The following is a 26,251-nucleotide window of genomic DNA, read 5'->3' on the forward strand; positions in this document are numbered from 1 at the left end:
ATGGGCCTGTCATAACCGGAGCGATTCTTTGTTACAGATCTTCGCGCTCATCGGCGCGTTGTTCCTGGTGGCCCTGAACGGGTTCTTCGTTGCGGCCGAATTCGGCCTCGTCAAACTCCGCGCGACGCGCGTCAAGACCCTCGCCCGCAAGCACGGCCTGCGCGGGCGCATCCTCAGCATCGTGCATGGCCGGCTCGACGCGTATCTTTCCGCGTGCCAGCTCGGCATCACGCTCGCGTCGCTCGGCCTCGGCTGGGTCGGCGAACCGGCGTTCGCGCAACTGATCGGCCCGCTGCTCGACGTGATCGGCGTCCACTCCGAACGCGTCGTGCACCTGATCTCGCTCGTGTTCGCGTTCTCGCTGATCTCGTTCCTGCACATCGTCGTCGGCGAACTCGCGCCGAAATCGATGGCGATCCGTCAGCCGGAGAAGGTCGGCCTGTGGGTCGCGCTGCCGCTCTACGCGTTCTACTGGGCGATGTATCCGGCGATCTGGGTGCTCAATACCAGCGCCAACGCGGTCCTGCGGCTCGCGGGGCTGTCGGCCGACCACGGCGGCGACGCGCACTATTCGACCGACGAGCTGAAGCTGATCCTGCGCAGCCGCCGCAGCGCGGCCGGCAATGCGGCCCAGCCGGCGCGCGGCACGTACACCAACGACGAGTGGAACACGCTCGCGCACTCGCTCGATTTTTCGTCGATGACCGTGTCGGACCTGATGCGGCCGGCCCATGAAATGATCGGCCTGCGGCGCGACCTGCCGCTGCCCGACAACATGGAGATCGTCGCGCGGCACCGCTTCAGCCGCTATCCGCTGTTCGAGGATGCGTCGCGCGAACAGGTGAGCGGGCTGATCCACCTGAAGGACCTGTTGCTCGCGCGTCACGCGGGCGCCGCGCTCGAGGACCTGTCCGACTACGTGCGCCCGGTCCAGTACGTGAAGCCCGACACGCCGGCGCTCGAGCTGTTCCGCCGCTTCCGCAAGGGCGCCCCGCACTTCGCGCTGGTCGGCAACAAGGGCGAGAAGCCGATCGGCTTCCTGACGCTCGACAACCTGCTCGGCGCGCTGGTCGGCCAGATCCACGACGAGTTCCGCCAGGGCGATGCCGACTGGAGCCGCCTCGACGACGGCACGTTGATGGGCAAGGGCAGCCTGCCCGTCGTGTCGCTCGAACAGGCGCTCGGCATCGACATCGACGAAGGCCGCGCGGAATCGGTCGGCGGCCTCGTGATCCAGGCGCTCAGCGACCTGCCGACCGAAGGGCAGCGCGTGGTGTTCGATCGCTTCGACGTCGTCGTGAAGAAGATGAACGGGCCGCGCATCGTGCTCGTGCGCGTCTATCCGAGGGTCGCGAAAGAGGCCGACGAATGACGGCCGCGCGTCGCGTCGCGCGATGAACGGGCCGCTGCCGCGCTGCTGCGTGATCACGCCGGAACCGGCGTCCGCGTCGGCGGCCGATCGGGCCGCGTTTCTCGACCGGCTGTCGGCCGTGCTCGCGCGCGGCGAAACGCTCGTGCAACTGCGCGTGAAATCGCTCGACGCGGCCGCGTTCGCGTCCCTGGCCGCCGCGGCGCTCGCGCGCTGCGACGCAGCCGGCGCGTATCTGATGCTGAACGGCCCGATCGATGCAGCCGGCGTGATGCGGCTCGACGGCGCCGGCTGGCATCTCGACGGCACCGCATTGCGCGCCGTCGCGCAACGGCCGCTGCCGGCCGGGCGCCGGGTGTCCGCCGCGTGCCACTCGCACGACGACCTGCTGCTGGCCGCGCATGCGGGCGCGGATTTCGTCACGCTGTCGCCGGTGCTGCCGACGCTCAGCCACCCCGGTGCGCCGACGCTCGGCTGGGCGCAATTCGGCACGCTGGCCGCACAGGCCGCGATGCCCGTGTTCGCGCTCGGCGGCATGACGCGCGCGCATCTCGACGACGCGCGCCGTCATGGCGCGTACGGCGTCGCGGGCATTCGCGGGTTCTGGTAATTCGGTGCCTTGCGGCAGCGCGGCCGGGCAGGACCGCCCGGCTTCGGTGCTTCACGCGTTCATCGCGTCAGGCGTTCAGGTTCGGACGCATCCCGCGCCACGAACCGTCGTCGACGCGACGCACATCGTGCGTCAGCGCGTAGCGATTGACGTCGCCCGTCAGCCACGCGACGAGCGAATACGGCGGCAATTCCCCGTCATCGACCCGGTCGCGCGCGCGCGCCGGCGTCTCGAATACCACCCGCCCTCGCGGCGCGTCGAACGGCACCGCATCGGGCGACAGGTTCAACGCGATCGTCAACGTTTCGTCGTCGGCGAGCCGCCATGATGCGCACAGCGCGTCGGCATCGCCGTCGCCGTCCGCTTTCAGCGCACGGGCGTCCTGCGGCCGGCAATCGGACAGCCGCGGCGCGATCAGCTTCGCGCGCACCGCGAGCGCCGACTGCACGAAATGCGCGCGGTCGATGTCGCGCGCGGTTTCGTCGAAGATCAGCGGGATCTGCGGCGTGAGCAGCGACAGCGCAAGCCCGGCCAGACCGGCCGCCTGCCCGTGATCGCCCGGGCCGCTGTCGCGCCATGCGCCGTCGGACAATACGAGCGACGTCAGCGACAGGCCGCCGTCGACGCCCATCCCGTCCGCCGACGCGGCCGGCTGGTACGCCGCGCCGGCCGCCGTCAGCGCGCGGGCGAGCGTGTGAATCGACTGGTGCGTGGAAATGCCTTCATGCGCCGACGTGTCGCGCCCCGTGAGCCGGTGCAGCGCGCGTTCGCCGCAGCCGTTCCACTGGGCATCGAAATGGGTATCGGCGAGATGGGCCGGATGCCGCTCGCTGCCGAGTACGAGATGGATCAGCCGGTCGGCCGGCACGGCGGCGCGCACGCGATCCGCGATCTCGCGCAGCCACGACACGCCGATCCGGTCGGCTTCGCGCAGGCGCAGCCCGTCGCAGCGGTATTCGTCGATCCAGTACAGCGCGTTGTCGCAGAAGAAATCGCAGACTTCCGGATGATCGAGCGCGAGCGGCGCGGCCTGCAGCGGATCGTCGCGCGTATGGAAGAACGGCCCCGCGTAGTGACGCAGCGCATCGGTGCCGCTGCCGAAGCGCGCGTAGTCGAGCTCCAGCAGCACCGCGAGACCGTAGCCGTGCGCATCGTCGATCAGCGCCTTCAGCGCATCGGGGCCGCCTTCGGCCGCGAGCGGCGCGAACGGCAGGCTGTCGTGCGGCGACGCGAGCAACTCCAGCGCGGTCACGCCGAGCCGCGCGAGCTGCGGCAGGCGGCGGCGCACGCCGTCGAAGCCGCCCACCGCGTGCGGACGGATCGCATAGAGCGCGATGTCTTCCCACGCGCGCCCGTGCCAGAACGTATTGCGCCACGTGAATGCGCGCGGATCGACGACCTCGCTCGGGCCGTTGAGCCCCTCGGGTTGCGAGCGCGATGCGGGATCGGGAATCGATACGGTGTCGTCGAGGCGATAGCGGTAACGCGCGCCCGCGCCGCAGTCGACGAAGACTTCGAACCAGTTCGGGCCGGCGCTCGTCATCGGGACGAGCGTCGGGCCGTAGCCGGTATCGAGTTCGAGCTGAACGTGCGCGCTGCCGGGCGCCCACACGCGGAAATGCGTGCGCGGTGTCGTGCAGAGCGCGCCGCAGGGCTGCGCGCCAAACGGCAAACAATGGATGTAGTGCTGCGCGTACGGATCGTGCGGACAATCTGACATCATGCGCTCCTCGTGCGTACCGAGCGGCATGGCCGCGCCGATGGCGCAGCGCATCGGGGCCCGGCATGCGAAGCCAGGCTGGGGGGAGAGAAACGAGTATGCGCTGGATTCGCCATCGCGATGCATCGTGGTCAGACATTTTTAAATGCGAATCGACCCCGGCAAACCGCCCCGTGGAAACCGGCCGGCGCACGCCGACGAGTCGGGTAGTCGGCATACCGGAATGACCGCTCGCCTTGTTGCGCTGGCCGCGTGCCCCTACGCTCTGCGTCATGCCCCGCGGACACGTCGTCCGCTCCCCGACCCGAGGAACTCCGCCATGTCGCTTCCCGCCAGCGCCGCGAAATTCGATCCGTCGCGCGCACACGAATACGCCGAGCAATCGCGCATCGCGCTCGCCGGCTACGATGCCTGCCACGAACTCGCCGCATGCATGCTCGCGTCGGCGGTCGGCGTGCCCGATGCACGGATGCTCGTCGCGGGCGCGGGCGGCACGGGACAGGAAATCTGCGTCGCGGCCGCGCTCGAACCGGGCTGGCGATTCACGGCCGTCGACCCATCCGCGCCGATGCTCGCGCTCGCGCGCTCGAACGTCGAAGCCGCGGGGTTCGGCGCGCGTACGACGTTCGTCGAAGCCGGCGTCGACGCGTTGCCCGACGCGCCCGCGTTCGACGGCGCGACGCTGATCGGCGTGCTGCATCACGTGCCGGGCGACGACGCGAAAGCCGCGCTGCTGCACGCGATCGCACGACGCCTGAAGCCCGGCGCGCCGCTCGTGCTCGCCGGCAACCATCGCCGCTACGCGGACCACCCTCGCCTGCTCGACGCCTGGCAGCAGCGCTGGCGCATGAAAGGCGCCACGCCCGACGCCGTGCGCGCGCAGCTCGGGAAGATCCTGCAGGGCGCCGATCCGCCCGCGTCCGAGGAAGCCGTGTTCGCGCTGCTGCGCGAGGCGGGCTTCGATGCGCCGCTGCGTTTTTTCGCGAGCCTGTTCTGGGGTGCGTGGATCGCGGTGCGGCGCGCATGACGGGTCGATGCGGCGCGCCGTGCGATTGGCGCGCGCGCCGAGGCCGTACGCCCCTCCCGAGTAACCGGCGTCAGTTCAGCAACCCCGCCGCGACGTTGATCGACAAGCCGAGCACGGCCATGTTGAAGTAGAACGACAGGACCGACTGCGCGAGCACCGAGCGCCGCGCGGAGCGATTCGCGAGCGACACGTCGGCCGTCTGCGACGCGACCGCGAGCGTGAACGCGAAATACAGGAAATCCCAGTAGTCGGGCTCCGGGTTGCGGTCCGGAAAACGGAGCGCGCGATCGCTGCTCGGCGAGCCGTAATAGAGCCGCGCATAGTGCAGCGTGAAGATCGTCGGAATCAGGAACCACGCGCCGAACAGCGTCGCGCCCGTGATCGCGTAGTGGCTGAGTCCCGCGCTGAAGCCGACGCTCTTCACGGTCGCGAGTTCGATCGCGATCGCCGCCACGCTCGCGACGGTCGCGAGGCACACGACGGTCAGCACGGTCGTCGCGTTTTCATCCTCGCGGATCGCGACTTCGCGCACCTTGTGATGATGCGCGGTGACCATGCGCACCCACATCAGCACCAGGTACAACCAGACCGCGCAATCCCAGCCGATCAGCGCCCGCGCGGTGGGGCGCAGCTGAAACGGCAGCAGCACCGCGCATAGCACGCCGGCGACGAAAGCCGCGACCATGCGCGGCCGGTTGCGTAATACCTGCGGATAAAACGTCATCGCGTGATTCCGAAAGCAAATGGAAAGGGTTCGGCCGGTGCACCGCACCGACGGGTAACGCGCCCCGATTATCGCCATTCCATCGTTGCGTGGCGATGGGCGCGAGCGCCTAAGATAAGGGGATGACTGCCACCCCCCTGCTCTGCCGCCACCCCGCGAACACGGCCGGCCGCGACTTCGTCGTCGGCGACCTGCACGGCTGCGTCGACGTACTGCGCGCGCTGCTGCACGACGTCCGCTTCGATCCGGCCCGCGACCGGCTGTTCTCGGTCGGCGATCTCGTCGACCGCGGCCCGGCCTCCGACACCGCGCTCGATCTGCTCGACCGGCCGTGGTGCCACGTCGTGCGCGGCAATCACGAGGAAGTGCTGAGCCTCGTCGCGCGCGGCAAGCTGCCGCCCGACGCGTGGCGCGGCATCGGCGGCGACTGGGGCGCCGACCTGCCGCCGGACCGGCTGCGCGCGCATGCGGCGCGGGTCGACGCACTGCCGCTCGTGCGCGTGATCGGCGACGGCCCGGCGCGCTTCAACGTGCTGCATGCGGAATTCTTCGGCTCGGACGCGGATCTCGATACGGGCAACTATCCGCACGACGTGCGCGAGCGGCTGATGTGGGGCCGCGATCTCGTCCAGGGGCTGGCGGATCCGACGCGGCAGGCCGGACTGTCGCTGACCTGCACCGGCCACACGCCGGTGCGTGCGCCGCAGCGGATCGGCGCGCAATGGTTCATCGATACGGGTGCGTTCGCGCCGGCCGGCCGGCTCACGCTCGCCGAGCCGCGCACCGGCCGCACATGGTCGATGACGCAGGCCGAAGCGCGCGAACGCCATGCGGGCGACTGGCCGCTACCCTGACGCGCCGGCCGGCGCCCGCGCCGCGCAACGCACCGGCCCACCACGCCGGCCACGCGAACGCTAGCCGACCTGATTCAGTTCGAACACCGCATCGACGGCCGAGCCGTTCCAGTTGTATTCGAGATAGGCCGCATGCTGGCAGTCGCGCAGCAGCGTCGTGCGGAACGCGGCGAGACACTCGCCGTGCGGGTCGCGCACCGACGGGTAGACGATCCCCGCGCCGCCCGCATGGCGCACCGCGCGGCCGAATGCCTGCCCCGCGCCGTAGTCGACCGGATCCAGCAACGCGGGATCGCGCTGCGGCCACGTGCGTACGTCGGCGACCTCGCCGTGCGCGAACACGGTATAGAGCCGCATCTGCTGGCGCATCGGCGGCTCCTTCGTCGCGGCGAGGAACAGTCCGCTGTGATAGCGCGTTTCGGCGATCGCCGTGTCGCGCGCGCGCGTGCAGTAGAACACGCCGTAGCTGCCGTCCGAAAAGCGGCTGCCCAGCGGATTCAGATGCGTGAACGCGGCCATGATCGGCCCCCAGCCCTGCCCGTAGCGGCGCTCGGCGCGCGGCACGAGGTCGAGCGTGCCGACTTCGTTGCGGATGCGGTCGTTGGTCAGCGATTCGAGCGCGTAGAGCGCGTCGAAGTCGTCCGCCGACGCGACGCGGTCGAACAGGTTGATGGCCGGAAAACGGGTAGGAATCACGCGATAGGCTGGCGCCCAGTCGACGGTGGTCGTGGGCCACCGGCTGACTTCGATCGGTGTCGTCACGCCCAGCCACCCCGCATCGCGTCGAGATATTGCCGGACGGCCACCAGATCGCCGACGTTGCCGGCCAGCATCCGGTCGAGTGCGCGCTTGCCGCCGAACGGCGCTGCGTCGTTCGGCCGCTTGACCCACGCGTCGGCCGCGGCGGGTTGCGGCAGCAGGATCTGCAGCCCCTTGTAGATGCCGAGTAGCAGCGATAGCCGCTCGAGCGTATCGCGCGGCAGGCGCGCCGATTCCGGCGCGGCCTTCCACTTGAAGAACGTCGAGCGGCCCGGCGACCCGAGCAGCACGATCTGCTCGTCGATCGTCAGCTCCCAGTCGCGCGCGATGTTGAAAAACGCACGCAGGCCGGCCGCCGACATCTGCGCGACCGAAGCGTGCGGCACGGCGGAATGCGAATCGTACGCAGGCTGTGACATGATCGTTAGTCTCGAAACGAATTTACTAACAAGATTAGTCCATTCTCGTATTTTTGCAAGGGTCGCACCCATCGATCGCGCATGGGCCTCCTACGAATCGATATTTTTTGTCCATTCTGGACTCAAATTTTATTTTCTGCGTTAATGGCCAGGCGGACACCGCGTCACGGCGCGAGTCGTGTCCGTGGAGACCGTGTCGTACAGAAACCGGATGCACCACGCCAAGGAACGCACCATGAAGAGACTCATTGCCGCTGTTTCGATCGCCCTGCTCGCGGTATCCGCAGGCCCCGCCGTCGCGAAGGACTGGACCACGATCCGTTTCGGCACCGACGCCAGCTATGCGCCGTTCGAGTCGAAGGCGCCCGACGGCAAGCTCGTCGGCTTCGACATCGACCTCGGCAACGAGATCTGTGCGCGCCTGAAGGCGAAATGCGTGTGGCTCGAGAACGATTTCGACGGGATGATTCCGGCGCTGAAAGCGAAGAAGTTCGACGCGGTGCTGTCGTCGATGTCGATCACGCCGCAGCGCGCGCAGCAGATCGGCTTCACGACGAAGATCTACAACCAGCCGACGCGGCTCGTCGTGAAGAAAGGCTCGTCGCTGCTGCCGACCGCCGAATCGCTGAAGGGCAAATCGATCGGCGTCGAGCAGGGTACGACGCAGGAGACGTATGCGAAGACGTACTGGGGCAAGCAAGGTGCGAACGTCGTGTCGTACCAGAACCAGGACGGCGTGTATGCCGACCTGATCGCCGGTCGCCTCGACGCGGCGCTGCAGGATGAAGTGCAGGCCGCGATCGGGTTCCTGAAATCGCCGCGCGGCGCGAACTATACGTTCGTCGGACCGGAACTCGTCGACGAAAAGGTGCTCGGCATCGGCGCCGGCATCGGCTTGCGCCAGGAGGACGCCGACCTGAAGGCGAAGATCGACCGCGCGATCGTCGACATGGTCAAGGACGGCACCTACAAGCGGCTCGCATCGAAGTACTTCGACTTCGACATCTACGGCGGCTGAAAAACGGCGTCGCGCGCGTACGGATGACTGCTTCCGTCGCGCGCGTCCGACCGCCCCTCCCCTTCAACCGGACGGCAACGGCATCGAGCGGTTCGCCGTTGCATCGAATGCTTGTCGTGTTGCGTCGTATGCAGCCCGCGGCACGACGCTGCGGCGATCGTTCGGATTACCGATCAATCGTTCGCGGCAACGTCGGGCAACGTCGGGCAATGCGAGCGGACGTCGTGCTGCTCTGCTCGAGTCAATAGGCGAAGATCGGGCGTCGCGGTACCGGCGCCCGTGCACACATGCCCATGCGGACCGGATTCGCGTGCAAGAAAGTGCCGACCCGGCGCGGATGACCGGCAACCAGCCGGATCCGCCTCGCACCGGGCGCGGAGAGATGGCCTGTCGAGGCATGCCTGCCGGCCGCAAGCGCGACGGTCGAGCGGCGATGTCCCGAATCACGGCGATCGCGGCCTGCGGACCGCGGCGTGTGACGATCGATCATTTTTCTACCCCGTTTGCTGTCTGATATTTGTTCCGGCAACCGGACGATGCCGATGCCCCGGCGATCAGGCGACGACGCTCCGTGCTCGCCGTGACGCGGCCGCTGCACCGCGCTCGGCCGCCGCATCCCCGCGGACTGCGTCCTGGCCGGTACTGACGGCTTTCGCTGCCTGACCGGACGGACCTCGCGTCGTCGACTCTCGCTCGCCCTTCTTCGCAAGGACCGGGCCAGCGCTGCGCGAGCCCGGCCGGACAAGGGGGTGACCGGACCGGCTCGCGGCCGGAACGGGTGCGGGATGCCGGAAGTTACGAAACTGAAACATCGGGGCCGCGACACGCCGCCGGCCGTGTCACGACGGGGCCTTGCGGAATAAGGCTGAACAATGGAGCACGGAATTCTTACCGGCGACGGATCGGCCGATCGGCCCGGTTCGCGGCGGAAATTCGCCCGCCGGCCGACGCGAAATGTTTCATGCGCTTTACATGCCGCCGGCGGCAACGCGCACCGCACGTCGCGGCTGGATGCTGAACGCGGCGGCCGATCACAACGCGACACTGCGACATCGCTTCACGCGACCTCCGCGACCTCACGCTACCCGAGCGACCGCCCACGACGATCCGCCGAGCGCGCCAGGCCGATCCGCTTCGGCGTGTCGGGCCTGGGCTCGCGCCGCTCAACCGACGCGCCGATGCCCCGCGTCGTCCGACGGCGCGCCGTCGTTGCCGCCGTCGTTGCCGCCGTGGTGATCGCGATCGTTCAGCCCGTGCTCGATCATCATCCGGTAGAGCGTCACGCGTGAAATGCCGAGTTCGGCGGCGGCCTTGTTGATCCGGTGGTCGTTGCGCAACAGCGCATTCTCGATCGCGGTGCGTTCGGCCAGCGCCCGCGCCTGTTCGAGCGTCACGGGTTCGGTTTCGCCGGGCGTGTCGAGCCCGAGATCGTGCGGCGTCAGCAGCCGGCTCTCGGCCATCACGATCGCGCGCCGCACGCGGTTGATCAGCTCCCGCACATTGCCCGGCCACTCGTAGCGCCGCATCGCATCGAGCGCGGCCGACGTGAAGCCGCTGATCTTGCGACCGCTGTCGGCCTTGAATTTCTGCAGCACGTAGTGCGCGAGGATGTCGATGTCCTTGCCGCGTGCGCGCAGCGGCGGCTCGTGGATGCGCAGCACGCACAGCCGATGATAGAGATCCGCGCGGAAGCGCCCGGCCTCGACCGCGCCGTCGAGATCGACGTGCGTGGCCGAGATGATACGCACGTCGACCGCGATCGATTCCTGCCCGCCGAGCCGCTCGATCTTCCCTTCCTGCAGAAAGCGCAGCAGGCTCGCCTGGCTTTCGACCGGCATGTCGCCGATTTCGTCGAGAAACAGCGTGCCGCCGTTCGCGGATTCGATCCGGCCCGCGCGCCGCTGGTTCGCGCCGGTGAACGCGCCGCGTTCATAGCCGAACAGCTCCGACTGCAGCAGGTGATGCGGAATCGCGCCGCAATTGATCGCGACGAACGGCCCCTTGCCGCGAACGGAGCGCTCGTGGATCGCGAGCGCCGTCAACTCCTTGCCGGTGCCCGACTCGCCCGAGATGAACACGCTCGCGTCGGTCTTCGCGACCTTGCGGATCGTGCTGAACAGCTGCTGCATCGCCTCGCAGTTGCCGATCATCCCGTGTTCGCCAATCGACGCCGCATAGGCGGCCCCGTCGACGCGATCGAGCGCGGCCATCCCGCGCGCATGGCCGAGCACGTGCGAAATCCATTCGTACGGCAGCGGCAGCGTCACGTAATCGAAACAGTAGCTGCGGATCAGTTCGCGCACGGCAGGGCTAATCGTGACGCCGGCCTGCGCGATGGAAATCCAGCCGATCGCCGGCTGGCTCAGACACATCTTCAGTGCGGGATAGTCGCGCGACGTGAACCCGGTGAAATCGACCAGCCCGGCGGCCACGCTCACGCCGGACGCGATGTTCTGCGCGGCGCCGGCCGTCTTCGCGACCGCGATCTCCCAGCCGAGCCCGCGCAGTTGCGCCAGCAACGGCTCGTCGGGCGTGCGCATGATCACGAACAGCTTGCGTCCCGCCTCGGGAGCGGTGACGGACACGTCCGCCATCTCGGGCGCCGCCTGCCCGTTTGCGTCGGGTGACCTTGCAACCATCGTTGTTCCCCGCTTGGCGTTGGTATCGCGCGCCGGCTTGCCGCCGCGTACGACGGACATGATCGAACCGACATATTGGGCGTATTTCCGTCCGAATAAAATCCCCCTGTGCATGAATCGCGCCGGAGGTCGACGTCGTCATGAACGGTATATCGATGCGGCGGGCTTGCGGCTAAATGGGTGTTATCCCGGGGGCGGACGCCGCGCGCGACCGGAAAGAACGGCGCCGCGCGCGCAAAGCCACGCCGGTGCTGGCGCGAGGCGATCGTGCGGGAGGCGGCGCACGCCCGAACGGCGCGCCGGTGCATGTGCGCGCAACCGGTCTGCCGGGCATGCGGACGCCCGTGCAACCGGTTTCGGTTGATTTTCGTCAATCGTCGGAACAAGCCGGCCGATGCACGAACGCAACATGCGCGGCGCCCCGCCGTGCGGCGGGGTGGTCGGGTCAGCGGCGGGTCAGCAGTGGGTCAGCGTCCGGACGCGAGCGGCGCCGGCGTGTGCGCGCGGCCGCGGCCGGCCGGCGTGCCGCCGTGTTCGCCGTAGGTGGCGGCCAGTGCGTCGACCCGCGCGAGATGGTGGTGATTGTCGTGATCCCACGGGTGGAAGCCCGGTCGGAAAAAGCTCAGCCATTCGCCGGCGATGCGAGGGAACAGCCCGCGGCGCGGCCCGTACAGGAACGCGATCATTCGCAGCATGCCGCGCGCGTGATGCCCGGCGCCGCGATCGCGCCACAGCAGCGTCGCATGCATGACGAACACGGTCGGCCAGAACGTCAGCGTCGTCAGCAGATACACGCCGACGCGGATCAGGTAGCGACGCAGCCCCGGCTTCATCGCGGCATTCCATACGTCGAACGACACGGCCTTGTGCTCGGTTTCCTCCAGCGCGTGCCAGATCCACATCTGCCGGTAGCCTTCGACCGACCCGCCGAGGCGCGTCGGGTCGCGCAGCAGCCAGTCGGCGAGCATCGCCGTGTAATGTTCGGCCGCCACCGTGTGCGCGAGCTGCACCGAATGCGGCAGCTTGCGCTTCATGTAGCCGAGCACCGCCCACACGCGCCGGTCGAGCTTGCGCGCGGGCAATCGGTTCGCCTGCATCAGTTCGTTGTATTCGACGTGCTCGCGCGTATGCATCGCCTCCTGGCCGATGAAGCCCAGCACCTGCTGCTTCAGCACGGGATCGTCGATCCGGTCGCGGTAGTTGCGCACCGAATCCATGAAAAAGCGCTCGCCGGCCGGAAACAGCAGCGACAGCGCGTTGAAGAAATGGGTTACGTGCGACCCGAGGCCATGCCAGTCCTTCGCGCGTTCGACCGGCAGATCGAAGCGCAGGTCGCGGCGCACCGGCATGATCCCGGCTGCGGTGACGGAAGCGGCTGACTTCATGTTCATCGTTCTCCTGTTGCGGAGCGGCCCGGCGCGTCGTCGGACGCGGCCGGCGCAAGCCCGGGCGACGCGTCGCGCGCCGCCAAAATCCTGACATCGACAGATGTAAAGATAGGCCTCGCGCGCCGACGCACGCAAGCCGTGCGGTAGATGCGCGCTTCCAAACAGGGCACGGTCGGGAAGATGAAAAAAACGGCGCTCGAACGATGCCCGGCCCCGTTGCGATTCGAACGCGCGGGCGCGTGGATGGGCAGGATGTCGGATGCGGCGCGGCGCCCCGCTATCGGCCCGCAAGCCCCGTGGGCCGGGCATTTCGCCGCATCCGGCGACGGTCGCTCGGCATGCGGCAACGCGTGCCGATCGCGTCGATTCATACGCGTGGCGCACCGCCGTGGTGCAACCTCGGCCCCGCCGCTCGCGAAAAATTCAAACGCGCGTTCCAATTGCGTGGGGGCCGATCCCGCGCGCGGCGCCCCCCCGCGCTTGCCGCCACGCGTACGACGGCATGAATTCCACGCGCGCCGGCCCGCTGCGCGCTCGCCTACAATAGCGGTTTCACGCAACTCTCTTTCAGGAGAAATCATGTCCGTCATCACGACCGAATCGGGCCTCAAGTACGAAGACCTGACCGAAGGCACCGGCGCGGAAGCGCAAGCCGGCAAGACCGTCAGCGTCCACTACACGGGCTGGCTGACCGACGGTCAGAAATTCGATTCGAGCAAGGATCGCAACGACCCGTTCGCGTTCGTGCTCGGCGGCGGCATGGTCATCAAGGGCTGGGACGAAGGCGTGCAGGGCATGAAGGTCGGCGGCGTGCGTCGCCTGACGATCCCGCCGCAACTCGGCTACGGCGTGCGCGGCGCAGGCGGCGTGATTCCGCCGAACGCGACGCTCGTGTTCGAAGTCGAACTGTTCGACGTCTGACCCCGCATCCGGCCGTTTCTTTCCGATGGAACGCATCGCCTCCCCCGCCATCGCGCTGCGCCGCTACACCCCGTGCGAAGCGTCGGACGTGCACGACTTCCACCAGGTCGTGCTCGGCGTCGACGGCGCGATGGTGATGGCGGTGGACGGAATCGGCCGGCGCATCGACCGGCACGCGGCCTGGCTGATTCCGGCCGGCGCGCGCCACGACTACGCGGGCCTCGGCGACAACCGCCAGCTCGTGATCGACCTGCCCGCCGCGTCGCTCGCGGTACCGCAGCGGCTGTTCGACCATGCCCGCGCCGTGTCGATCAACCCGACGCTCACGTCGCTCGTCGCGCAGGTCGCGGCGGCCGCCGCGCAACACGATGCGCCGGCCGGCGACGCACGGCAGGCCGCCGCGCACCGCTTTCAGTGGCAGGCCGCCGCGCGCCTGTGCGACGCGCTGCTCGACGATGCGGGCATCGCCGCGCCCGCGTCGGGCCTCGATTTCGCGCGTATCGACCGCTGGCTGCGCGCGCGGCTCGCGGAGCCGCTGCGCATCGCCGATCTCGCCGCGCACTGCGGCTACGGGATGCGCCGGTTTCATCAACTGTTCGTCGACGCATTCGGCGAAACGCCGCATCGCTACCTGCAGCGGCTGCGGCTCGACGCCGCGATCGTGCTGCTCGCCGAGCGCCGGCATTCGCTCGTCGACATCGCGGGCAGCGTCGGCTTCGCGGATCAGAGCACGTTCACGCATGCGTTCACGAAGCGCTTCGGCGTGGCGCCGGGACGCTGGCGCGGTGAACGGCATTGAGCACCTTGGCCTCGCCGAATCCGCACCGGCGCACGTAGCCGGCAATACGCGTCGGCATCCGTATCGACGCTTCACGTCCCGCTGAAACATCGCATGTCCGTCGCCGCCTACGATGGACGCATGGATACGACCACACCGTCCCCCGCTTTCCCGCCCGCGCTCGCGCGCGTCGTCGCCACCGTCAGCATCGGTTTCGTCGTCACGCAGCTCGACGTGACGATCGTCAATATCGCACTCGCGCATCTCGCCGCCGACCTGCGCCTGCCGGTCGCCGGCCTGCAATGGGTCGTCGATGCGTACACGCTCGCGTTCGCGGTGCTGATGCTGTCCGGCGGTGCGCTCGGCGACCGCTTCGGCGCGCGGCGCCTGTACGTCGCGGGCCTCCTGCTGTTCGCGCTCGCGTCGCTTGCGTGCGGCGCCGCCGTCGCGCCCGCGATGCTGATCGCGGCCCGCGCGCTGCAAGGCGTCGGCGCCGCGGCCATGCTGCCCAATTCGCTCGCACTGCTCAACGACGCGTGCCGGCATGATCCGCGCCTGCGCGCCCGCGCGGTCGGCGGGTGGACGGCGGCCGGGTCGATCTCGATCGCGGCGGGGCCGGTCGTCGGCGGCCTGCTGATCGCGGCATGGGGCTGGCGCGGCATCTTCCTCGTGAACCTGCCGCTGTGCGCGGCGGGGCTTGCGGCTGCATTCGCGTGGGTGCCTGTACGCCGCGAACGGGCCGCACCGACGCGCTCGCTCGATCTGCGCGGCCAGTTCATCGCAATCGCGATGCTGACCGCGCTGACCGGCGCCGTGATCGAATGGCGACCGCTCGGCTTCACGCATCCGGTCGTGGCCGGCGGCTTCGCGCTGGCGGCGCTGGCCGCACTCGCGTTCGTCGCGGTCGAATCGCGCACGGCCACGCCGATGCTGCCGCTCGCGCTGTTCCGCCACCGCACGTTCAGCGCGGCCGTGCTGTTCGGGATCTGCGTGAACCTCACATACTACGGCACCGTGTTCGTGCTCGCGCTGTACCTGCAACGCACACGCGGCGAGTCGGCGCTGCAGGCGGGGCTCGCGTTCCTGCCGCTCACGGGCGGGTTCCTGCTGTCGAATCTCGCGAGCGGACGGGTCGTCGCCCGCCACGGCCCGCGCATGCCGATGCTGGCCGGCGCGCTCGTCGCCGCGCTCGGCTATGGGTCGCTGCATTTCGTCGACGCGGCGACGCCGCTCGGCGTGCTGCTGGTGCCGTTCCTGCTGATTCCGTCGGGCATGGGGTTCGCGGTGCCCGCGATGACGACGGCCGTGCTCGCATCGGTCTCGCCCGACCGGGCCGGCATCGCGTCGGCGGTGCTGAATACCGCGCGGCAGGCCGGCGGCGCGATGGGCGTCGCGGCGTTCGGAGCGCTCGCCGGCGGCGGCGGTGCATCGCAGGTCGTCAGCGGGCTGCGGATCGAAACCGTCGTGTCGGTCGCGCTGCTGGTCGCGGCCGCGCTGCTCGCGACCCGTGTGCGGGCCGATACGCGTCGCGGCACGGCGCCGGCCACTCGGGCGACGCCGTCAGCCGATCGCGCGTGTGCGGTCATGCGTCGCCGGGGTGAGGCTGGATCAGGCAACGCCAACGAACGAAGGTCGTCGTGAATCGACTCGCGTAGCCGGCCGGGCCGGGCCGCGCTCGTGCGTCCATGCCGAATGCCATCCGACGGCACAACCCTCGCGCATGACGCTCAGCGACGCGTCGCGCCCGCTTCGTCGCCGATCTTCTTCACGACAGTCTCGGTCGCCTTCAAGGGGCGGCCGTCGTCGTGCCGCAGCGCGAGCTTGCGAATCGCGCGCCCGGTGCCGCGGTCGACCAGCACGGAATGCGGCTCGCCGCGCGCGAACAGGTTGGCCTCGCCCCACTGCCGCAGCATCACGATGACCGGAAACAGCCCCTCGCCCTTTCGGGTCAGCACGTACTCCTGATACGCGGTGCCGTCGGAGGCCGGCACGACGTCGAACACGCCCGCGTCCACCAGCATCTTCAGCCGGTCGGACAGGATATTGCTCGCGACGCCGAGGCTCGCGCGGAAATCTCCGAAACGGCGCACGCCGTCGAACGCATCGCGCACGATGAGCAACGCCCACCGATCGCCGACGATATCGGTCGCGCGCGCCACCGGGCACGGCGAATTCGCAAGACTTTTCTGCCTGGCCATCTTCCTCTCCGCAATCGTGCCGGCCGCCTTCGCGGGCATGCCGACCATTCGTGCACGGGCCCCCGGCCCACCGCATAACAGGTTGCATTTTAAAACCAGTTTCCCTACACTTCAAACCAGTTTTAAATTGCAACTACATTGCGCGAGGAAACCATGGAGTCGTCCTGCCATTCCGACACCGTTGCATCGAACGCGCCAACCGGTGCGATCCACCCGGCCGACGGCGGCCGCCTGTCGTCGGCGCGCGTCGCGCTGCTGGCCGTCTGCTGCGCGGCAAGCGTCGCGAACGTCTACTACGCGCAGCCGCTGCTCGATTCGATCGCGCGGGATTTCGGCGTGTCGCAGGCCGCCGTCGGCGGCGTCATCACCGCGACGCAGCTCGGCTGCGCGCTCGCGCTGCTGTTCGTCGTGCCGCTCGGCGACCTGCTGAACCGCAAGCGCCTGATCGCCGCGCAGCTTCTGTTGCTGAGCGCGGCCTGCATCGGCGTGGCCGCGGCGTCGACACGCGTCGCGCTGCTGGCCGGGATGGTTGCGGTCGGGCTGCTCGGCACCGCGATGACGCAAGGGCTGATCGCATGCTCGGCCGCCCTTGCCGGCGCGGGCGAACGCGGGCGCGTCGTGGGCGCCGCGCAGGGCGGCGTCGTGGTCGGGCTGCTCGCCGCGCGCTCGCTGGCGGGCGTGGTCACCGACATCGCGGGGTGGCGGGCGGTCTATCTCGTGTCGGGCGTGCTCGCGATCGCGATGCTGGTCGTGCTGTCGCGGCTGCTGCCCGATGCGCACGAACCGCGCGAACGCATCGGCTACGCGGCGCTGCTGCGCTCGATGGTGTCGCTGCTGCGCGATGAACGCGTGCTGCGCGTGCGCGGCGCGATCGCGCTGCTGATGTTCGCTGCGTTCAGCATCTTCTGGAGCGCGCTCGTGCTGCCGCTGAGCGCGCCGCCGCACGCGATGTCGCACACGCAGATCGGCGCATTCGGCCTCGTCGGCGCACTGGGCGCGGCAGCCGCCGCCCGCGCGGGCCGGCTCGCGGATCGCGGGCGCGGCGAGGCGACGACCGGCGCTGCCCTCGCGCTGCTCGCCTGCTCGTGGCTGCCGCTCGCGTTCGGCAATACGTCGATTGCGTTGCTGATCGTCGGCATCGTGCTGCTCGACGTCGGTGGACAGGCCGTGCACGTCATCAATCAGAGCATGATTCTCGGCGCGCGGCCCGACGCGCATGCACGCCTCGTCGGCTGCTACATGCTGTTCTATTCGGCCGGCAGCGGGCTCGGTGCGATCGCGGCGACGATGACGTATGCGCGCGCCGGATGGACGGGCGTCTGCGTGCTCGGCGCGGGGGTGAGCGTGGCCGCGCTCGGCGCATGGGCCGCGACGCTGCGGCGCGCGTGACGCGCGCCGGCCATGCGGATCGAACGGGAAAAGCCGGCGCGCCCTCGACGGGCGGCCGGCACGCGAACCGGCCACGCACGCGCGCCGGTCGGGGTGTCGGTGCGGCGCGCGCGGTGCGCGCCGCTGGCGTTCAGCCTGCCGCCTGGATCGCCTCTTCGTAGACGCCGGCCACGCGCCGCGCGATCACCGCGTTGTCGAAATGATCGCGCGCATAGCGCTTGCACGCGGCCTCGTCGGGCAGCGCGATCGCGCCCGACAGCGCACCGCCCAGCCCTTCGGCGATCGCATCCGCGCCCGTCGACGGCAGCACGAGATCGTTCGACAGCCCGGCGACCGCCTCCGGCAACCCGCCGACCGGCGTGACCAGCACCGGCGTGCCGGACGCCAGCGATTCGACGGTGATCAGGCCGAAGCCCTCCAGCGCGACCGTCGGCACGACGCTGACCGTCGCCGCGCGGTACAGCGCCGCGAGATGATGGTCGGGTACGAAGCCGAGCAGCTTCACGTTGTCCTGCAGTCCTGCCGCATCGATGCGCTGCTGCAGCTCCTCGCCGATCTTGCCCTTGCCGGCGATCAGCAGCAGGACGTCCGGATGACGGCGCTTGACGAGGCCGATCGCGTCGATCAGATCCTCCAGCCCCATGCGCCGCACGAGCCGGCGCACGGCCAGCACGATCGGCCGGTCCTGCGGCAGTTGCAGCTTGTGCCGCGCCTCGGAGGGCGTGAGCGGCGTGTCGAACTGCGCGGTATCGACGCAGCCGGGAATCACGCGCACGCGCGACGGATCGATCCCGTAGCGGTGCGTCAGGATCTGGCCGAACGCCTGAGACAGCACGATCAGCCGCGACGAGCGCGTATAGACGGCCTGTTCGAGATAACGCTTCGCGCGCTGCCCGAGCGACGCGGCGCCCTCGACCTGGCTTTCGTCGGCCCACGGCCCCTGGAAGTGCGACACCTGCGGAATCCCGCGCGTCACGTCGAGGCCCGGGAACGTGTACAGCGCGAAGTGCGACGAAATCACGTCCGGCCGGTCGCTGCGGACCTCCTCGCGCAGCGCACGCCGCGCGGCGAGCATCCGGCGCGCGAGCGGCTGCGACGCGGGCCCGAAGCCCTGGATCGCCCCGCCCGTGTCGTCGGCGACCTTCGGCGAGCCGGCGACGAGCCCGCGCACCTCGACGCCCGCGCCGGGCAGCGCGCCGACGAGCGAGTAGTACATCCGGTCGAGGCCGCCCGCGCGTTCGGGAAACCAGTGCATGCCGATCTGCAACGATTTGATCGGCCGGGAAGATTGGGACATCACGGTTGCTCCTGCGTGACCGCATGCTCGACCCGCTCGAAGGCGGACGGCTGCGGGGGTTGGCCGATGCGCCGGTAAAGCGCGACGTACTGGGCACCCATGTGCGCCCAGCCGAAACGGGTCATCAGTTCGCGGGCCGCGTCGCCCATCGCGCGACAGGTGTCGCGCGATGCCGCGAGCGAGCCGATCGCCTGCGCGAGCGCGGCCGGATCGTCCGGATCCTCCAGCACGATCCCGCATTCGCGCGTGATGATTTCCGCGCCGCCCGCCGTGCGTGCGGTGACGACCGGCAGCCCGGCCGCCATCGCCTCCAGCAGCGACAGGCTCATCGCTTCGTAGCGCGACGGAAAGACATACGCGTCGACCGAGCGCATCAGCGTCGGCATGTTCTTCACGAGGCCGAGGAAATGCACGCGCGAATCGATGCCGAGCGCGCGCGCTTCGTCGGGATACGGGCTGCCGGGCAAGTAGCCGGCTACCGCCAGGTGAACGTTCGCGGGCAGCTTCGTCAGCGCCTTCAGCACGGTGCCGAGATTCTTGCGCGGCGTGCGCAGGTCGCCGACGAACAGCAGCAGGAACGCGTCGTCCGGCAGCTTGAACGCCGCGCGGTCGGCCTGGGCGCCGGCGAACGCGCTGCCGTCGACGCCGTTGTAGATCACGCTGATCTTGCGGCTGTCGATGCCGAGCCCGGCGATCTCGTCGGCCACCTTCTGCGACACGGCGGTGATCGCGCGCGAGCGCCGGTAGGCCCAGCGCTCGAGCACGGTATTCACGCGCGTATAGACGTACTGGTAAGCCGACCACAGCCCCTTGGTGGGCCCGAACGGATAGTACGGACTCTTGAACCAGCCGCCGTGCACGAAGTGCGCGGTATTCACGTCGGCCTTGATCCACGAAATGAAGCCGTTCACGTGCAGCACGTCGTATTCGCCGCGGTGCGCGCGCAGCCATGCCGCGCTTTTCAGCGCGAACACCTGCTGCTTGACGAGATTCGACGGCCAGAAGCCGCCGACCTTCACCGGCACCCAGCGCACGCGCGGGTCGGCCAGCAGCTCGGGCGCGACGTGCGACGCGACCAGCGTGACTTCGTAGTTCTCGGCCAGCGCCGCGCGCGCGATTTCGTAATTGACGCGGCCCTGCCCGTCGTTATGTCGCACGACGTGCGTGACGATCGCGATTCTCAATGGTCGCCTCCCCGTGAACGCGCGGCGGCCAGCAGGCGTTGCGCCTTCTGCCAGTGCGCCGCGGCAAGTATCGAAAAAATGGCTGTGAACATCAGCAGGCCGCCGGTGCCGATCAGCGAGTTCGTGAACACGAGCATCGCGAAGGTCGACAGGCACAGGCTCAGGCACGCGCCGACGAACTTGTCCTTGCGCAGCTTGAACGCCGCGCGCAGCGTGCGGCCGAACAGCATCACGACGCCCGCGAGATACAGCAGCGTGCCGGGCCAGCCGAGCACGAACGGCACGTTCATCACGCCGCTGTCGAAGCTGCCGTACTTGCCGAGCTCGCCGCTGTCGCTCGACAGCTTCGTGGACGCGCCGGTCGCGCCCATCCCTTCGCCGGCGACGTCGGTGAACGCCGTCTGCGCGAAGGTCGCGTAGAACTTGTTGCGGTCGTCGTAGCTGCGATCGTCCTTCAGGTTCGTGATCGATTGCAGACGCTGGCCGAGCCGGTCGGCCACCGGCCCGACGGTCAGGAGCGGCACGCACAGCCCGACCAGCACGACGCCGCTGATCAGGATCCGCATCCGCACGCGGTTGCTCGATTGCACGAGCTGGATCGCGAGCGCGATCACCCAGCCGCCCCAGGTCGAGCGCACGAGACACAGCGCGAACGACACGAAGCCGGCCGCCCCGGCGAACCAGCGGATCTTCTGCGGCGCGACCAGCACGAACACCAGCGCGCCCATCATCGCGAAAGCGAACGGTCCGGACGAATTCATCGTGCTGAACACGCGCACGCCGTACGGCACCGGCTCGCCCTGCGAGCCCATCTGCGAGCCGACCATCCACAGCACGTCCCACTGCGGCATCACGAAATACTGCACGACGCCGTACACGCCCATCACGAGCATGCCCCACATGAAGGTGGACAGCAGCACGTCGCGGTACTCCGGATAGTTGCGCGCGTTCACCATGATGTGAAAGCCGATCAGGATCGGGTACAGCCAGTTCGCGAGGTCGTAGGTCGCGGCCATCACGCCGCTCGACACGATCCCGACGAGATACGCATACACGAGCCCGAACAGGATCAGCAGCACCGGGATGCCGCGCCGCTGCGCGAGCACGCGGTAATGCCTGAGCAGCCCGAAGCCGGCGATCATCGTCACCGCGAGCGGCGCGACCTGGATCAAGCTCGTCGGCGTGAACGCGCCCTTCGACCAGTCGGCCAGGCGCCGCACTTCCGGGCTCAGGAACCACACCCACCACATGAAGCCGACATAGCGCGCCGGGCTCTTGAAATACAGCCAGATGCCGACCCCGATGGCCAGCACCGGGAACGCGAGCGTCAGCACCTTGCCCTGGTGGATGGCGATCAGCGCGGCGGTAAACGTCCACAGCCCGGCCTGCCCGGCCCAGTGCTTCGGCTCGGCGAACCAGCTGCGGGCGCGCGACGGCGCGCGTTCGGCGGCAATCGTACTCATCGATCCGCGCTCACTGCGACGAAGGACGCGAATCGGCGAGCGGCATCGCCACGCCGGCCGCCGCGGGTGTGCGGCGCCGGCGCAGCATGTCGCGGGTGATGCGCACGTGCTGCTCGGCGAACGCCTGCGTCGTCAGGTCGCGTTCGCGCAGGCACGCGGCGGCCGCCCGCGCGCACTCGAGCGCCGCCACCGGGTCGGCGACGAAGCGATCGGCGGCCTGGCGCATCGCCTGCGCGTCGAACGCCGGCACATAGGCGGCCGTATCGTGCGGAAAGTAATCGCTCAGGCCGCCCACGTCGGACACGATCATCGGCTTGCCGACGGCCGCCGCCTCGAGCATCACCGTGATGCCCGACGCGTGGAAATTCGGCCGCAGCGGCACGACGATCACGTCGGCCCACGCGTACAGCTCGTGCTGCTTCGCGAGCCCCGACGCCGGGCCGATCTTCACGTTCGGCGCGTGCAATTCGCGCGGCACGCGGCGGCGCGTCGCGAGCCGCACGTCGTAGCGCGCGTCGCCGCCGAACGCGGCGAGGAACGTGCGCCAGTCGCGGTCGCGGTCGTTGCCGATCGCCGCGATCCGCAGCGGCCGGTTCGGGTTCCATTGCTGCGGCTCGACGGGCGGGAAGTCCTGCGTGTTCAGCCCGTAATAGACGAACTCGGCTTCGCGCCCGAGGTAGCGGCGGCACAGCTCGGCGTTGTCGCGAGCCAGCGTGGTCAGCGCGTCGGCGCGCGCGAGCAGCTTGCGGTACAGCCAGCGGCGCGGGCCGCCGAAGCCGTCCCATTTGTCGAACAGCCACACGCTCTGCGCGAGCAACAGCTGGCGCTTGCCCTGCTCGCCGGCGAGCTTCAGGATCAGCGCGGCGGCCAGATGCTCCTGCTCGGTGTGTGTCCAGATCACGTCGGTAGCGAGCAGCGCCGCGCGGTTGCGCCACGCATGCACGACGTCGAAGCCGAGCGCGGCCTTCAGCGCACGGCGCGCGAGGCTCACGACGCGGTTCTCGCCGCCGTCCTGCGAATAGGTCAGCCGGAATTCGTCGGATTCGGCGTGGTGATAGCCGTACAGGCAGCCGATGTCGTCGCCTTTCCGGTAGGTACGCGGATCGGCGCCGTAGAACAGGTGGACGTGGACTTTGGTTGCAGCTTTCGATGCAGTCATGCGAGCCCTCCGGGCGTGGCCGCGCGCAATGCGCGCAGGCCGTTCAAGACGTCACCGGCGGCATCGCCGCACGGTGGGGGGCGAGGTTCGTGCGGCGCGCATCGCGCGCGCCGCGGCGCACCGCGCGCCAGTGCGCGAGCACGCGGGCGCGCCGCGCGCTCGGCAGCGACAGCAGCACGTGCGCGAGGCCCGGATAGACGCGCGTGCCGATCAGCGCCCACCACCACCACGCGATCTCGCGCCGTACCGGCGGCAGATGCTCGCGCAGCGTCAGTTGCAGGTTGTACGCGCCGTTGCTGATCGCGTTCAGCGATGCCGCATCGCGCCGGTCGTCGTCGAAGCGCTCGGCCGGGAAATGATCGACGGCGATCGCCGGGTCGTACAGCAGCGTCCAGCCCGCGCGCTGCACTTCCATGCTGAACGCCATGTCGTTGTGCACCTGCGCGCCGGCGCCGCGCAGCCGCGTGTCGAAGCGCAGCCGTTCGATCGCCGCGCGGCGGTAGCTCATGTTCGCGCCTTTCAGCATGTCGACTTCACGCGCGCCGCCGACGCCGAGGTGATGATTGCCGACGATCTTGCCCGACAGCGTGAGCTGGCCGACCTGCTCTCGCGATTCGTCGAGCAGGCGACCCTTCTCGTGCACCCAGTCGCGGCCGCCGACCGCGCCCACGCGCGGGTCGGACAGGAACGCGGCTTCGATGCGCGCGAGCCAGTCGGGATGCGGCGCCGCATCGTCGTCGGTGATCGCGACGATGTCGCCGTTCGCCGAGTCGAGCCCCTTGTTCAGCGCGGCGACCTGCCCGGCCACGTCGACCGGCACGATGCGCAGCGGCAGCGCGCCGCCGACCGCCGGATCGGCGAGCCGTTCGTGCGTGGCGTCGTCCTCCGGGCGCGCGACGACGATCACCTCGTCGGGCAGCCGCTGCTGGCGCTGCAGCGCCAGCAGGCAGCGCGCGAGGTCGGCGGGACGCCGGTAGGTCGGAACGAGCACGGAAATTTTCATCGAGGGTTCTCCATTCGGCCGGGCCGATGCGGCTCGCGCCGGCCCGGTTTCGTGCAATGCGATCAAGCGCTCAGGTATTCGTGCACGGCCGCATAACCGCGGCCATAGCCGCGCGCCTTCGGCGGCATGCCATTGAAGATCCCGCCGTCCAGATCGACGCCCGCGGTGCGCAGGCGCTTGATCGCGTCCGCGATCTCGCCTTCGGTATGCATGCCCGAGCGCAGCACGAGGAACGTCGAGCCGGCCATGCGGCCGATGATGGTCGCGTCGGTCACCGCCAGCACCGGCGGCGAATCGATCAGCACGACGTCGTAGCGCTTGCCGAGCCCTTCGAGGTATTGCGGCAGGCGCGTCGACATCAGCAGCTCCGACGGGTTCGGCGGGCGCGTGCCGGCCGCGATGAACGACAGACCCTGCACCGGCGTCTCGCGGATCGCTTCCTCGAGCGGCGATTGATCGCTCAGCAGCTCGGACAGGCCCGGCTGCACGGTCAGGCCGAAGTAGCGGTCGAGCATCCCGCGACGCATGTCGGCGTCGATCAGCAGCACGCGCTTGCCCGAATGCGCGAGCAGCACCGCGAGGTTGACCGTCAGGAAGCTCTTGCCGATGCCCGGCGTCGGGCCGGTCAGCACGATCACGCGATTCTTCGCGTCCATCATCGCGAACTGCATCGCGGTGCGCAGGCTGCGCAGGCTTTCGACGCTCAGGTCCTTCGGACGCAGGCTCGCGAGGATCGGCCGCGCGCGGCCGCCGCCCTTCTCCGCCGCCGCGTCGAGCTTCACCTGTTCGGCGCTTTGCGGCACCAGCCCGTACAGCGGCAGGTTGAACGTGCGCTCGATGCGGTCCGGATCCTCGATGCCCTGGAACAGGTTGCGACGCAGGAACACGACGCCGGTGCCGAGGATCAGGCCGAGGAACACGGCGGCCGACAGGATCAGCACCTTCTTCGGCTTGACCGGCGCGCCCGGACGCAGCGCCGAATCGATGAGGTGGATGTTGCCGCCCGTGCCGGCCTTCTGCACCGACAGCTCCTGCACGCGGTTCAGCAGCAGCACGTAGATGTCCTCGGCGACCTTCGCGTCGCGCTGGAGCTGGACCGCCTTCACTTCGGTCGCCGGCAGGCTGCGGAAGCGGTTGCTGAACTTGTCCTTCTCGGCCTGCAGTTCCCCGAGCTGCTGCTTCGCGGCGATCACCATCGGGTGCGAATCGGTGAAGCGCTGCGCGAGCGACGCGAGCTGCAGGCGCTGCGCGGCGATCTGCTGTTCGTACTGCACGCTGCCTTCGAGGTAGACCTTCGCCTCGTCGCTCGCGTTGATCGAGCCTGAGGTGCGCTGGTACTGCGTCAGCGCGGCTTCCGCGCGTTCGAGGTCGGCCTTCAGGCGCGGCTCCTCGCCCTTCAGGAAGTCGAGCATCTTGGTCGCTTCCGCCTGCTTCGCGACCACGTGCTGGTTCAGGTACGACTGCGCGAGCGCGTTCGCGATCGCGGCGGTCTGGTCCGGATCCTTGCCTTCGAGCGAAATCTGCACGACGCCCGTCTGCTTGCCCTGCTCGGTCACCTGGATGCCGGCCTGGAAGCCGCTGATCGCGTCGAGATCGTTGTAGCGAACCACCGTGAATTGCGTGCCGGGGCGCGCGACGAGCTTCTGCACGAGCAGCGTCACGCCGCCGCCCTGCGCCGATTCGCCGACGCGGCCGGCCAGCAGCCGCGTGCCGTTCTCGTCGACCAGCGAATAGGTGCCGTTCGGGCCGGCCGTCAGCGTCAGCTTCTTGCCTTCGAGCGCCGGCGTGACGCTGATCGAGTCGACGTCGGCGAGTTCGCCGCCCCACGCATACGACTTCAGGCCGAGCCACGGCCGGGACGGCTCGCCGGGCGTCGCGAGGCGCGCGGCGAGGCTGCCGATCACCGGCAGCGTCTTCGGCGCGACCGAGAAGTTCAGCTTGAACTGCTCGATGACCGGCGCGACGACGCCGCGGCTCTTGATGATCTCGATTTCCGCATCGGTCGGCGCCTGCTGCGGGCCGCTGTTGATCGACGCGCCCGTCTGCGTCTGCGTGAGCGCCTGCGACGTGTTGTCGTTGCCCTCGACCCGCACGTGCACGTCCGCCTGATAGACCGGCTTCGCGATGAAGCAATAGAGGCCGGCGAGCGCGACGACCGTCACCGCGATGCCGAGCAGCAGCCAGATGTCGTCCATGATGACCTGGAGCAACTGGCCGAGAACGACGTCCTCTTCCTCGGTTTTCGCGGTCAGATCCGCGTAGGAGTGTTTCGCTTGCGTGTTCACCATTCGTTCCCGCTTGAGTGGTGCCGGGGGGCGGACGCCGCCCCGGC

The 26,251-nt window shown here is 69.3% G+C and carries 22 protein-coding genes; 9 read left to right on the forward strand and 13 right to left on the reverse strand.

Features of this window, described 5'->3' with window-relative positions; genetic code table 11:
* Positions 1 to 28 precede the first annotated feature (28 nt).
* On the forward strand, positions 29 to 1,372 hold the full coding sequence (locus HWX09_RS07000) for a hemolysin family protein (RefSeq protein ID WP_027782529.1): 1,344 nt from the start codon (positions 29 to 31) through the stop codon (positions 1,370 to 1,372).
* Between the two features lie 22 nt (positions 1,373 to 1,394).
* The gene (locus HWX09_RS07005) at positions 1,395 to 1,979 is read left to right on the forward strand and encodes a thiamine phosphate synthase (protein ID WP_027782528.1); all 585 of its coding nucleotides are present in this window, start codon (positions 1,395 to 1,397) and stop codon (positions 1,977 to 1,979) included.
* Positions 1,980 to 2,046: 67 nt separating this feature from the next.
* On the opposite strand, the gene HWX09_RS07010 is transcribed toward HWX09_RS07005, so the two are convergent.
* Entirely contained in the window at positions 2,047 to 3,699 is a 1,653-nt protein-coding gene (locus tag HWX09_RS07010; RefSeq protein WP_027782527.1) for a DUF3459 domain-containing protein, read from the reverse strand.
* Between the two features lie 319 nt (positions 3,700 to 4,018).
* Between HWX09_RS07010 and HWX09_RS07015 the strand changes: the two genes are divergently transcribed.
* Positions 4,019 to 4,726: a class I SAM-dependent methyltransferase gene (locus tag HWX09_RS07015; RefSeq protein ID WP_027782526.1), complete on the forward strand. Its 708-nt coding sequence runs from the start codon at positions 4,019 to 4,021 to the stop codon at positions 4,724 to 4,726.
* 70 nt (positions 4,727 to 4,796) lie between these two features.
* Here the strand turns inward: HWX09_RS07015 and HWX09_RS07020 are convergent, their stop codons facing one another.
* Entirely contained in the window at positions 4,797 to 5,450 is a 654-nt protein-coding gene (locus tag HWX09_RS07020; RefSeq protein WP_027782525.1) for a DUF1345 domain-containing protein, read from the reverse strand.
* Positions 5,451 to 5,572: 122 nt separating this feature from the next.
* Between HWX09_RS07020 and HWX09_RS07025 the strand changes: the two genes are divergently transcribed.
* Positions 5,573 to 6,304: a metallophosphoesterase gene (locus HWX09_RS07025; RefSeq protein ID WP_027782524.1), complete on the forward strand. Its 732-nt coding sequence runs from the start codon at positions 5,573 to 5,575 to the stop codon at positions 6,302 to 6,304.
* Positions 6,305 to 6,364: 60 nt separating this feature from the next.
* On the opposite strand, the gene HWX09_RS07030 is transcribed toward HWX09_RS07025, so the two are convergent.
* Both HWX09_RS07030 and HWX09_RS07035 read right to left on the reverse strand, forming a co-directional pair.
* A complete protein-coding gene (locus HWX09_RS07030; RefSeq protein ID WP_034185272.1) occupies positions 6,365 to 7,066 on the reverse strand; it encodes an RES family NAD+ phosphorylase in 702 nt (233 codons plus the stop codon).
* Positions 7,063 to 7,482: an MbcA/ParS/Xre antitoxin family protein gene (locus HWX09_RS07035; RefSeq protein ID WP_027782522.1), complete on the reverse strand. Its 420-nt coding sequence runs from the start codon at positions 7,480 to 7,482 to the stop codon at positions 7,063 to 7,065. Before HWX09_RS07035 ends, HWX09_RS07030 begins: the two co-directional genes overlap by 4 nt.
* Positions 7,483 to 7,717: 235 nt before the next feature.
* Here HWX09_RS07035 and HWX09_RS07040 point away from each other — a divergent pair, with 235 nt between their 5' ends.
* A complete protein-coding gene (locus HWX09_RS07040; protein WP_027782521.1) occupies positions 7,718 to 8,500 on the forward strand; it encodes an ABC transporter substrate-binding protein in 783 nt (260 codons plus the stop codon).
* Positions 8,501 to 9,663: 1,163 nt separating this feature from the next.
* Here the strand turns inward: HWX09_RS07040 and HWX09_RS07045 are convergent.
* Together HWX09_RS07045 and HWX09_RS07050 are read right to left on the reverse strand one after the other, a co-directional pair.
* Positions 9,664 to 11,139, reverse strand: a complete 1,476-nt coding sequence (locus tag HWX09_RS07045) for a sigma-54 dependent transcriptional regulator (protein ID WP_027782520.1) — start codon at positions 11,137 to 11,139, stop codon at positions 9,664 to 9,666.
* 467 nt (positions 11,140 to 11,606) lie between these two features.
* The gene (locus HWX09_RS07050) at positions 11,607 to 12,524 is read right to left on the reverse strand and encodes a metal-dependent hydrolase (protein ID WP_027782519.1); all 918 of its coding nucleotides are present in this window, start codon (positions 12,522 to 12,524) and stop codon (positions 11,607 to 11,609) included.
* A gap of 582 nt (positions 12,525 to 13,106) precedes the next feature.
* Here HWX09_RS07050 and HWX09_RS07055 point away from each other — a divergent pair.
* From HWX09_RS07055 to HWX09_RS07065, 3 genes are all read left to right on the forward strand, one after another.
* Positions 13,107 to 13,448: an FKBP-type peptidyl-prolyl cis-trans isomerase gene (locus HWX09_RS07055; protein WP_027782518.1), complete on the forward strand. Its 342-nt coding sequence runs from the start codon at positions 13,107 to 13,109 to the stop codon at positions 13,446 to 13,448.
* 25 nt (positions 13,449 to 13,473) lie between these two features.
* The gene (locus HWX09_RS07060; protein WP_027782517.1) at positions 13,474 to 14,247 is read left to right on the forward strand and encodes an AraC family transcriptional regulator; all 774 of its coding nucleotides are present in this window, start codon (positions 13,474 to 13,476) and stop codon (positions 14,245 to 14,247) included.
* Positions 14,248 to 14,367: 120 nt separating this feature from the next.
* Positions 14,368 to 15,867, forward strand: a complete 1,500-nt coding sequence (locus HWX09_RS07065; protein WP_027782516.1) for an MFS transporter — start codon at positions 14,368 to 14,370, stop codon at positions 15,865 to 15,867.
* Positions 15,868 to 15,953: 86 nt separating this feature from the next.
* On the opposite strand, the gene HWX09_RS07070 is transcribed toward HWX09_RS07065, so the two are convergent.
* A complete protein-coding gene (locus tag HWX09_RS07070) occupies positions 15,954 to 16,424 on the reverse strand; it encodes a helix-turn-helix domain-containing protein (protein WP_027782515.1) in 471 nt (156 codons plus the stop codon).
* Between the two features lie 153 nt (positions 16,425 to 16,577).
* Between HWX09_RS07070 and HWX09_RS07075 the strand changes: the two genes are divergently transcribed.
* Positions 16,578 to 17,813 carry an MFS transporter gene (locus HWX09_RS07075; RefSeq protein ID WP_027782514.1) on the forward strand — a complete coding sequence of 412 codons (1,236 nt, stop codon included), beginning with the start codon at positions 16,578 to 16,580 and terminating at the stop codon, positions 17,811 to 17,813.
* A gap of 130 nt (positions 17,814 to 17,943) precedes the next feature.
* On the opposite strand, the gene HWX09_RS07080 is transcribed toward HWX09_RS07075, so the two are convergent.
* From HWX09_RS07080 to HWX09_RS07105, 6 genes are all read right to left on the reverse strand, one after another.
* On the reverse strand, positions 17,944 to 19,110 hold the full coding sequence (locus HWX09_RS07080) for a glycosyltransferase family 4 protein (RefSeq protein ID WP_027782513.1): 1,167 nt from the start codon (positions 19,108 to 19,110) through the stop codon (positions 17,944 to 17,946).
* Positions 19,110 to 20,294 carry a glycosyltransferase family 4 protein gene (locus HWX09_RS07085; protein ID WP_027782512.1) on the reverse strand — a complete coding sequence of 395 codons (1,185 nt, stop codon included), beginning with the start codon at positions 20,292 to 20,294 and terminating at the stop codon, positions 19,110 to 19,112. The genes HWX09_RS07080 and HWX09_RS07085 overlap by 1 nt, the downstream gene beginning before the upstream one ends.
* Positions 20,291 to 21,757, reverse strand: a complete 1,467-nt coding sequence (locus HWX09_RS07090; protein ID WP_027782511.1) for a glucose-6-phosphate isomerase — start codon at positions 21,755 to 21,757, stop codon at positions 20,291 to 20,293. Before HWX09_RS07090 ends, HWX09_RS07085 begins: the two co-directional genes overlap by 4 nt.
* Positions 21,758 to 21,767: 10 nt before the next feature.
* Positions 21,768 to 22,916 (reverse strand): glycosyltransferase family 4 protein, encoded by a 1,149-nt coding sequence (locus HWX09_RS07095; RefSeq protein WP_027782510.1) that lies wholly within the window; start codon positions 22,914 to 22,916, stop codon positions 21,768 to 21,770.
* A 43-nt stretch (positions 22,917 to 22,959) separates the two neighbouring features.
* A complete protein-coding gene (locus tag HWX09_RS07100) occupies positions 22,960 to 23,919 on the reverse strand; it encodes a glycosyltransferase family 2 protein (protein ID WP_027782509.1) in 960 nt (319 codons plus the stop codon).
* A 62-nt stretch (positions 23,920 to 23,981) separates the two neighbouring features.
* Positions 23,982 to 26,207 carry a polysaccharide biosynthesis tyrosine autokinase gene (locus HWX09_RS07105; RefSeq protein WP_027782508.1) on the reverse strand — a complete coding sequence of 742 codons (2,226 nt, stop codon included), beginning with the start codon at positions 26,205 to 26,207 and terminating at the stop codon, positions 23,982 to 23,984.
* Positions 26,208 to 26,251 lie beyond the last annotated feature (44 nt).

It is taken from the genome of Burkholderia sp. BCC1208, assembly GCF_902833095.1.
GTDB lineage: Bacteria > Pseudomonadota > Gammaproteobacteria > Burkholderiales > Burkholderiaceae > Burkholderia.

What these genes read in the sequence shown, in the direction of transcription:
- HWX09_RS07025 (WP_027782524.1), top strand. Translation starts at nt 5,573, where the DNA reads ATGACTGCCACCCCCCTGCTCTGCCGCCACCCCGCGAACACGGCCGGC.
- HWX09_RS07005 (WP_027782528.1), top strand. Translation starts at nt 1,395, where the DNA reads ATGAACGGGCCGCTGCCGCGCTGCTGCGTGATCACGCCGGAACCGGCG.
- HWX09_RS07095 (WP_027782510.1), bottom strand. Translation starts at nt 22,916, where the DNA reads ATGACTGCATCGAAAGCTGCAACCAAAGTCCACGTCCACCTGTTCTAC.
- HWX09_RS07080 (WP_027782513.1), bottom strand. Translation starts at nt 19,110, where the DNA reads ATGTCCCAATCTTCCCGGCCGATCAAATCGTTGCAGATCGGCATGCAC.
- HWX09_RS07050 (WP_027782519.1), bottom strand. Translation starts at nt 12,524, where the DNA reads ATGAAGTCAGCCGCTTCCGTCACCGCAGCCGGGATCATGCCGGTGCGC.
- HWX09_RS07040 (WP_027782521.1), top strand. Translation starts at nt 7,718, where the DNA reads ATGAAGAGACTCATTGCCGCTGTTTCGATCGCCCTGCTCGCGGTATCC.
- HWX09_RS07020 (WP_027782525.1), bottom strand. Translation starts at nt 5,450, where the DNA reads ATGACGTTTTATCCGCAGGTATTACGCAACCGGCCGCGCATGGTCGCG.
- HWX09_RS07035 (WP_027782522.1), bottom strand. Translation starts at nt 7,482, where the DNA reads ATGTCACAGCCTGCGTACGATTCGCATTCCGCCGTGCCGCACGCTTCG.
- HWX09_RS07055 (WP_027782518.1), top strand. Translation starts at nt 13,107, where the DNA reads ATGTCCGTCATCACGACCGAATCGGGCCTCAAGTACGAAGACCTGACC.
- HWX09_RS07105 (WP_027782508.1), bottom strand. Translation starts at nt 26,207, where the DNA reads ATGGTGAACACGCAAGCGAAACACTCCTACGCGGATCTGACCGCGAAA.
- HWX09_RS07090 (WP_027782511.1), bottom strand. Translation starts at nt 21,757, where the DNA reads ATGAGTACGATTGCCGCCGAACGCGCGCCGTCGCGCGCCCGCAGCTGG.
- HWX09_RS07015 (WP_027782526.1), top strand. Translation starts at nt 4,019, where the DNA reads ATGTCGCTTCCCGCCAGCGCCGCGAAATTCGATCCGTCGCGCGCACAC.
- HWX09_RS07100 (WP_027782509.1), bottom strand. Translation starts at nt 23,919, where the DNA reads ATGAAAATTTCCGTGCTCGTTCCGACCTACCGGCGTCCCGCCGACCTC.
- HWX09_RS07075 (WP_027782514.1), top strand. Translation starts at nt 16,578, where the DNA reads ATGGAGTCGTCCTGCCATTCCGACACCGTTGCATCGAACGCGCCAACC.
- HWX09_RS07060 (WP_027782517.1), top strand. Translation starts at nt 13,474, where the DNA reads ATGGAACGCATCGCCTCCCCCGCCATCGCGCTGCGCCGCTACACCCCG.
- HWX09_RS07065 (WP_027782516.1), top strand. Translation starts at nt 14,368, where the DNA reads ATGGATACGACCACACCGTCCCCCGCTTTCCCGCCCGCGCTCGCGCGC.
- HWX09_RS07070 (WP_027782515.1), bottom strand. Translation starts at nt 16,424, where the DNA reads ATGGCCAGGCAGAAAAGTCTTGCGAATTCGCCGTGCCCGGTGGCGCGC.
- HWX09_RS07010 (WP_027782527.1), bottom strand. Translation starts at nt 3,699, where the DNA reads ATGTCAGATTGTCCGCACGATCCGTACGCGCAGCACTACATCCATTGT.
- HWX09_RS07045 (WP_027782520.1), bottom strand. Translation starts at nt 11,139, where the DNA reads ATGGTTGCAAGGTCACCCGACGCAAACGGGCAGGCGGCGCCCGAGATG.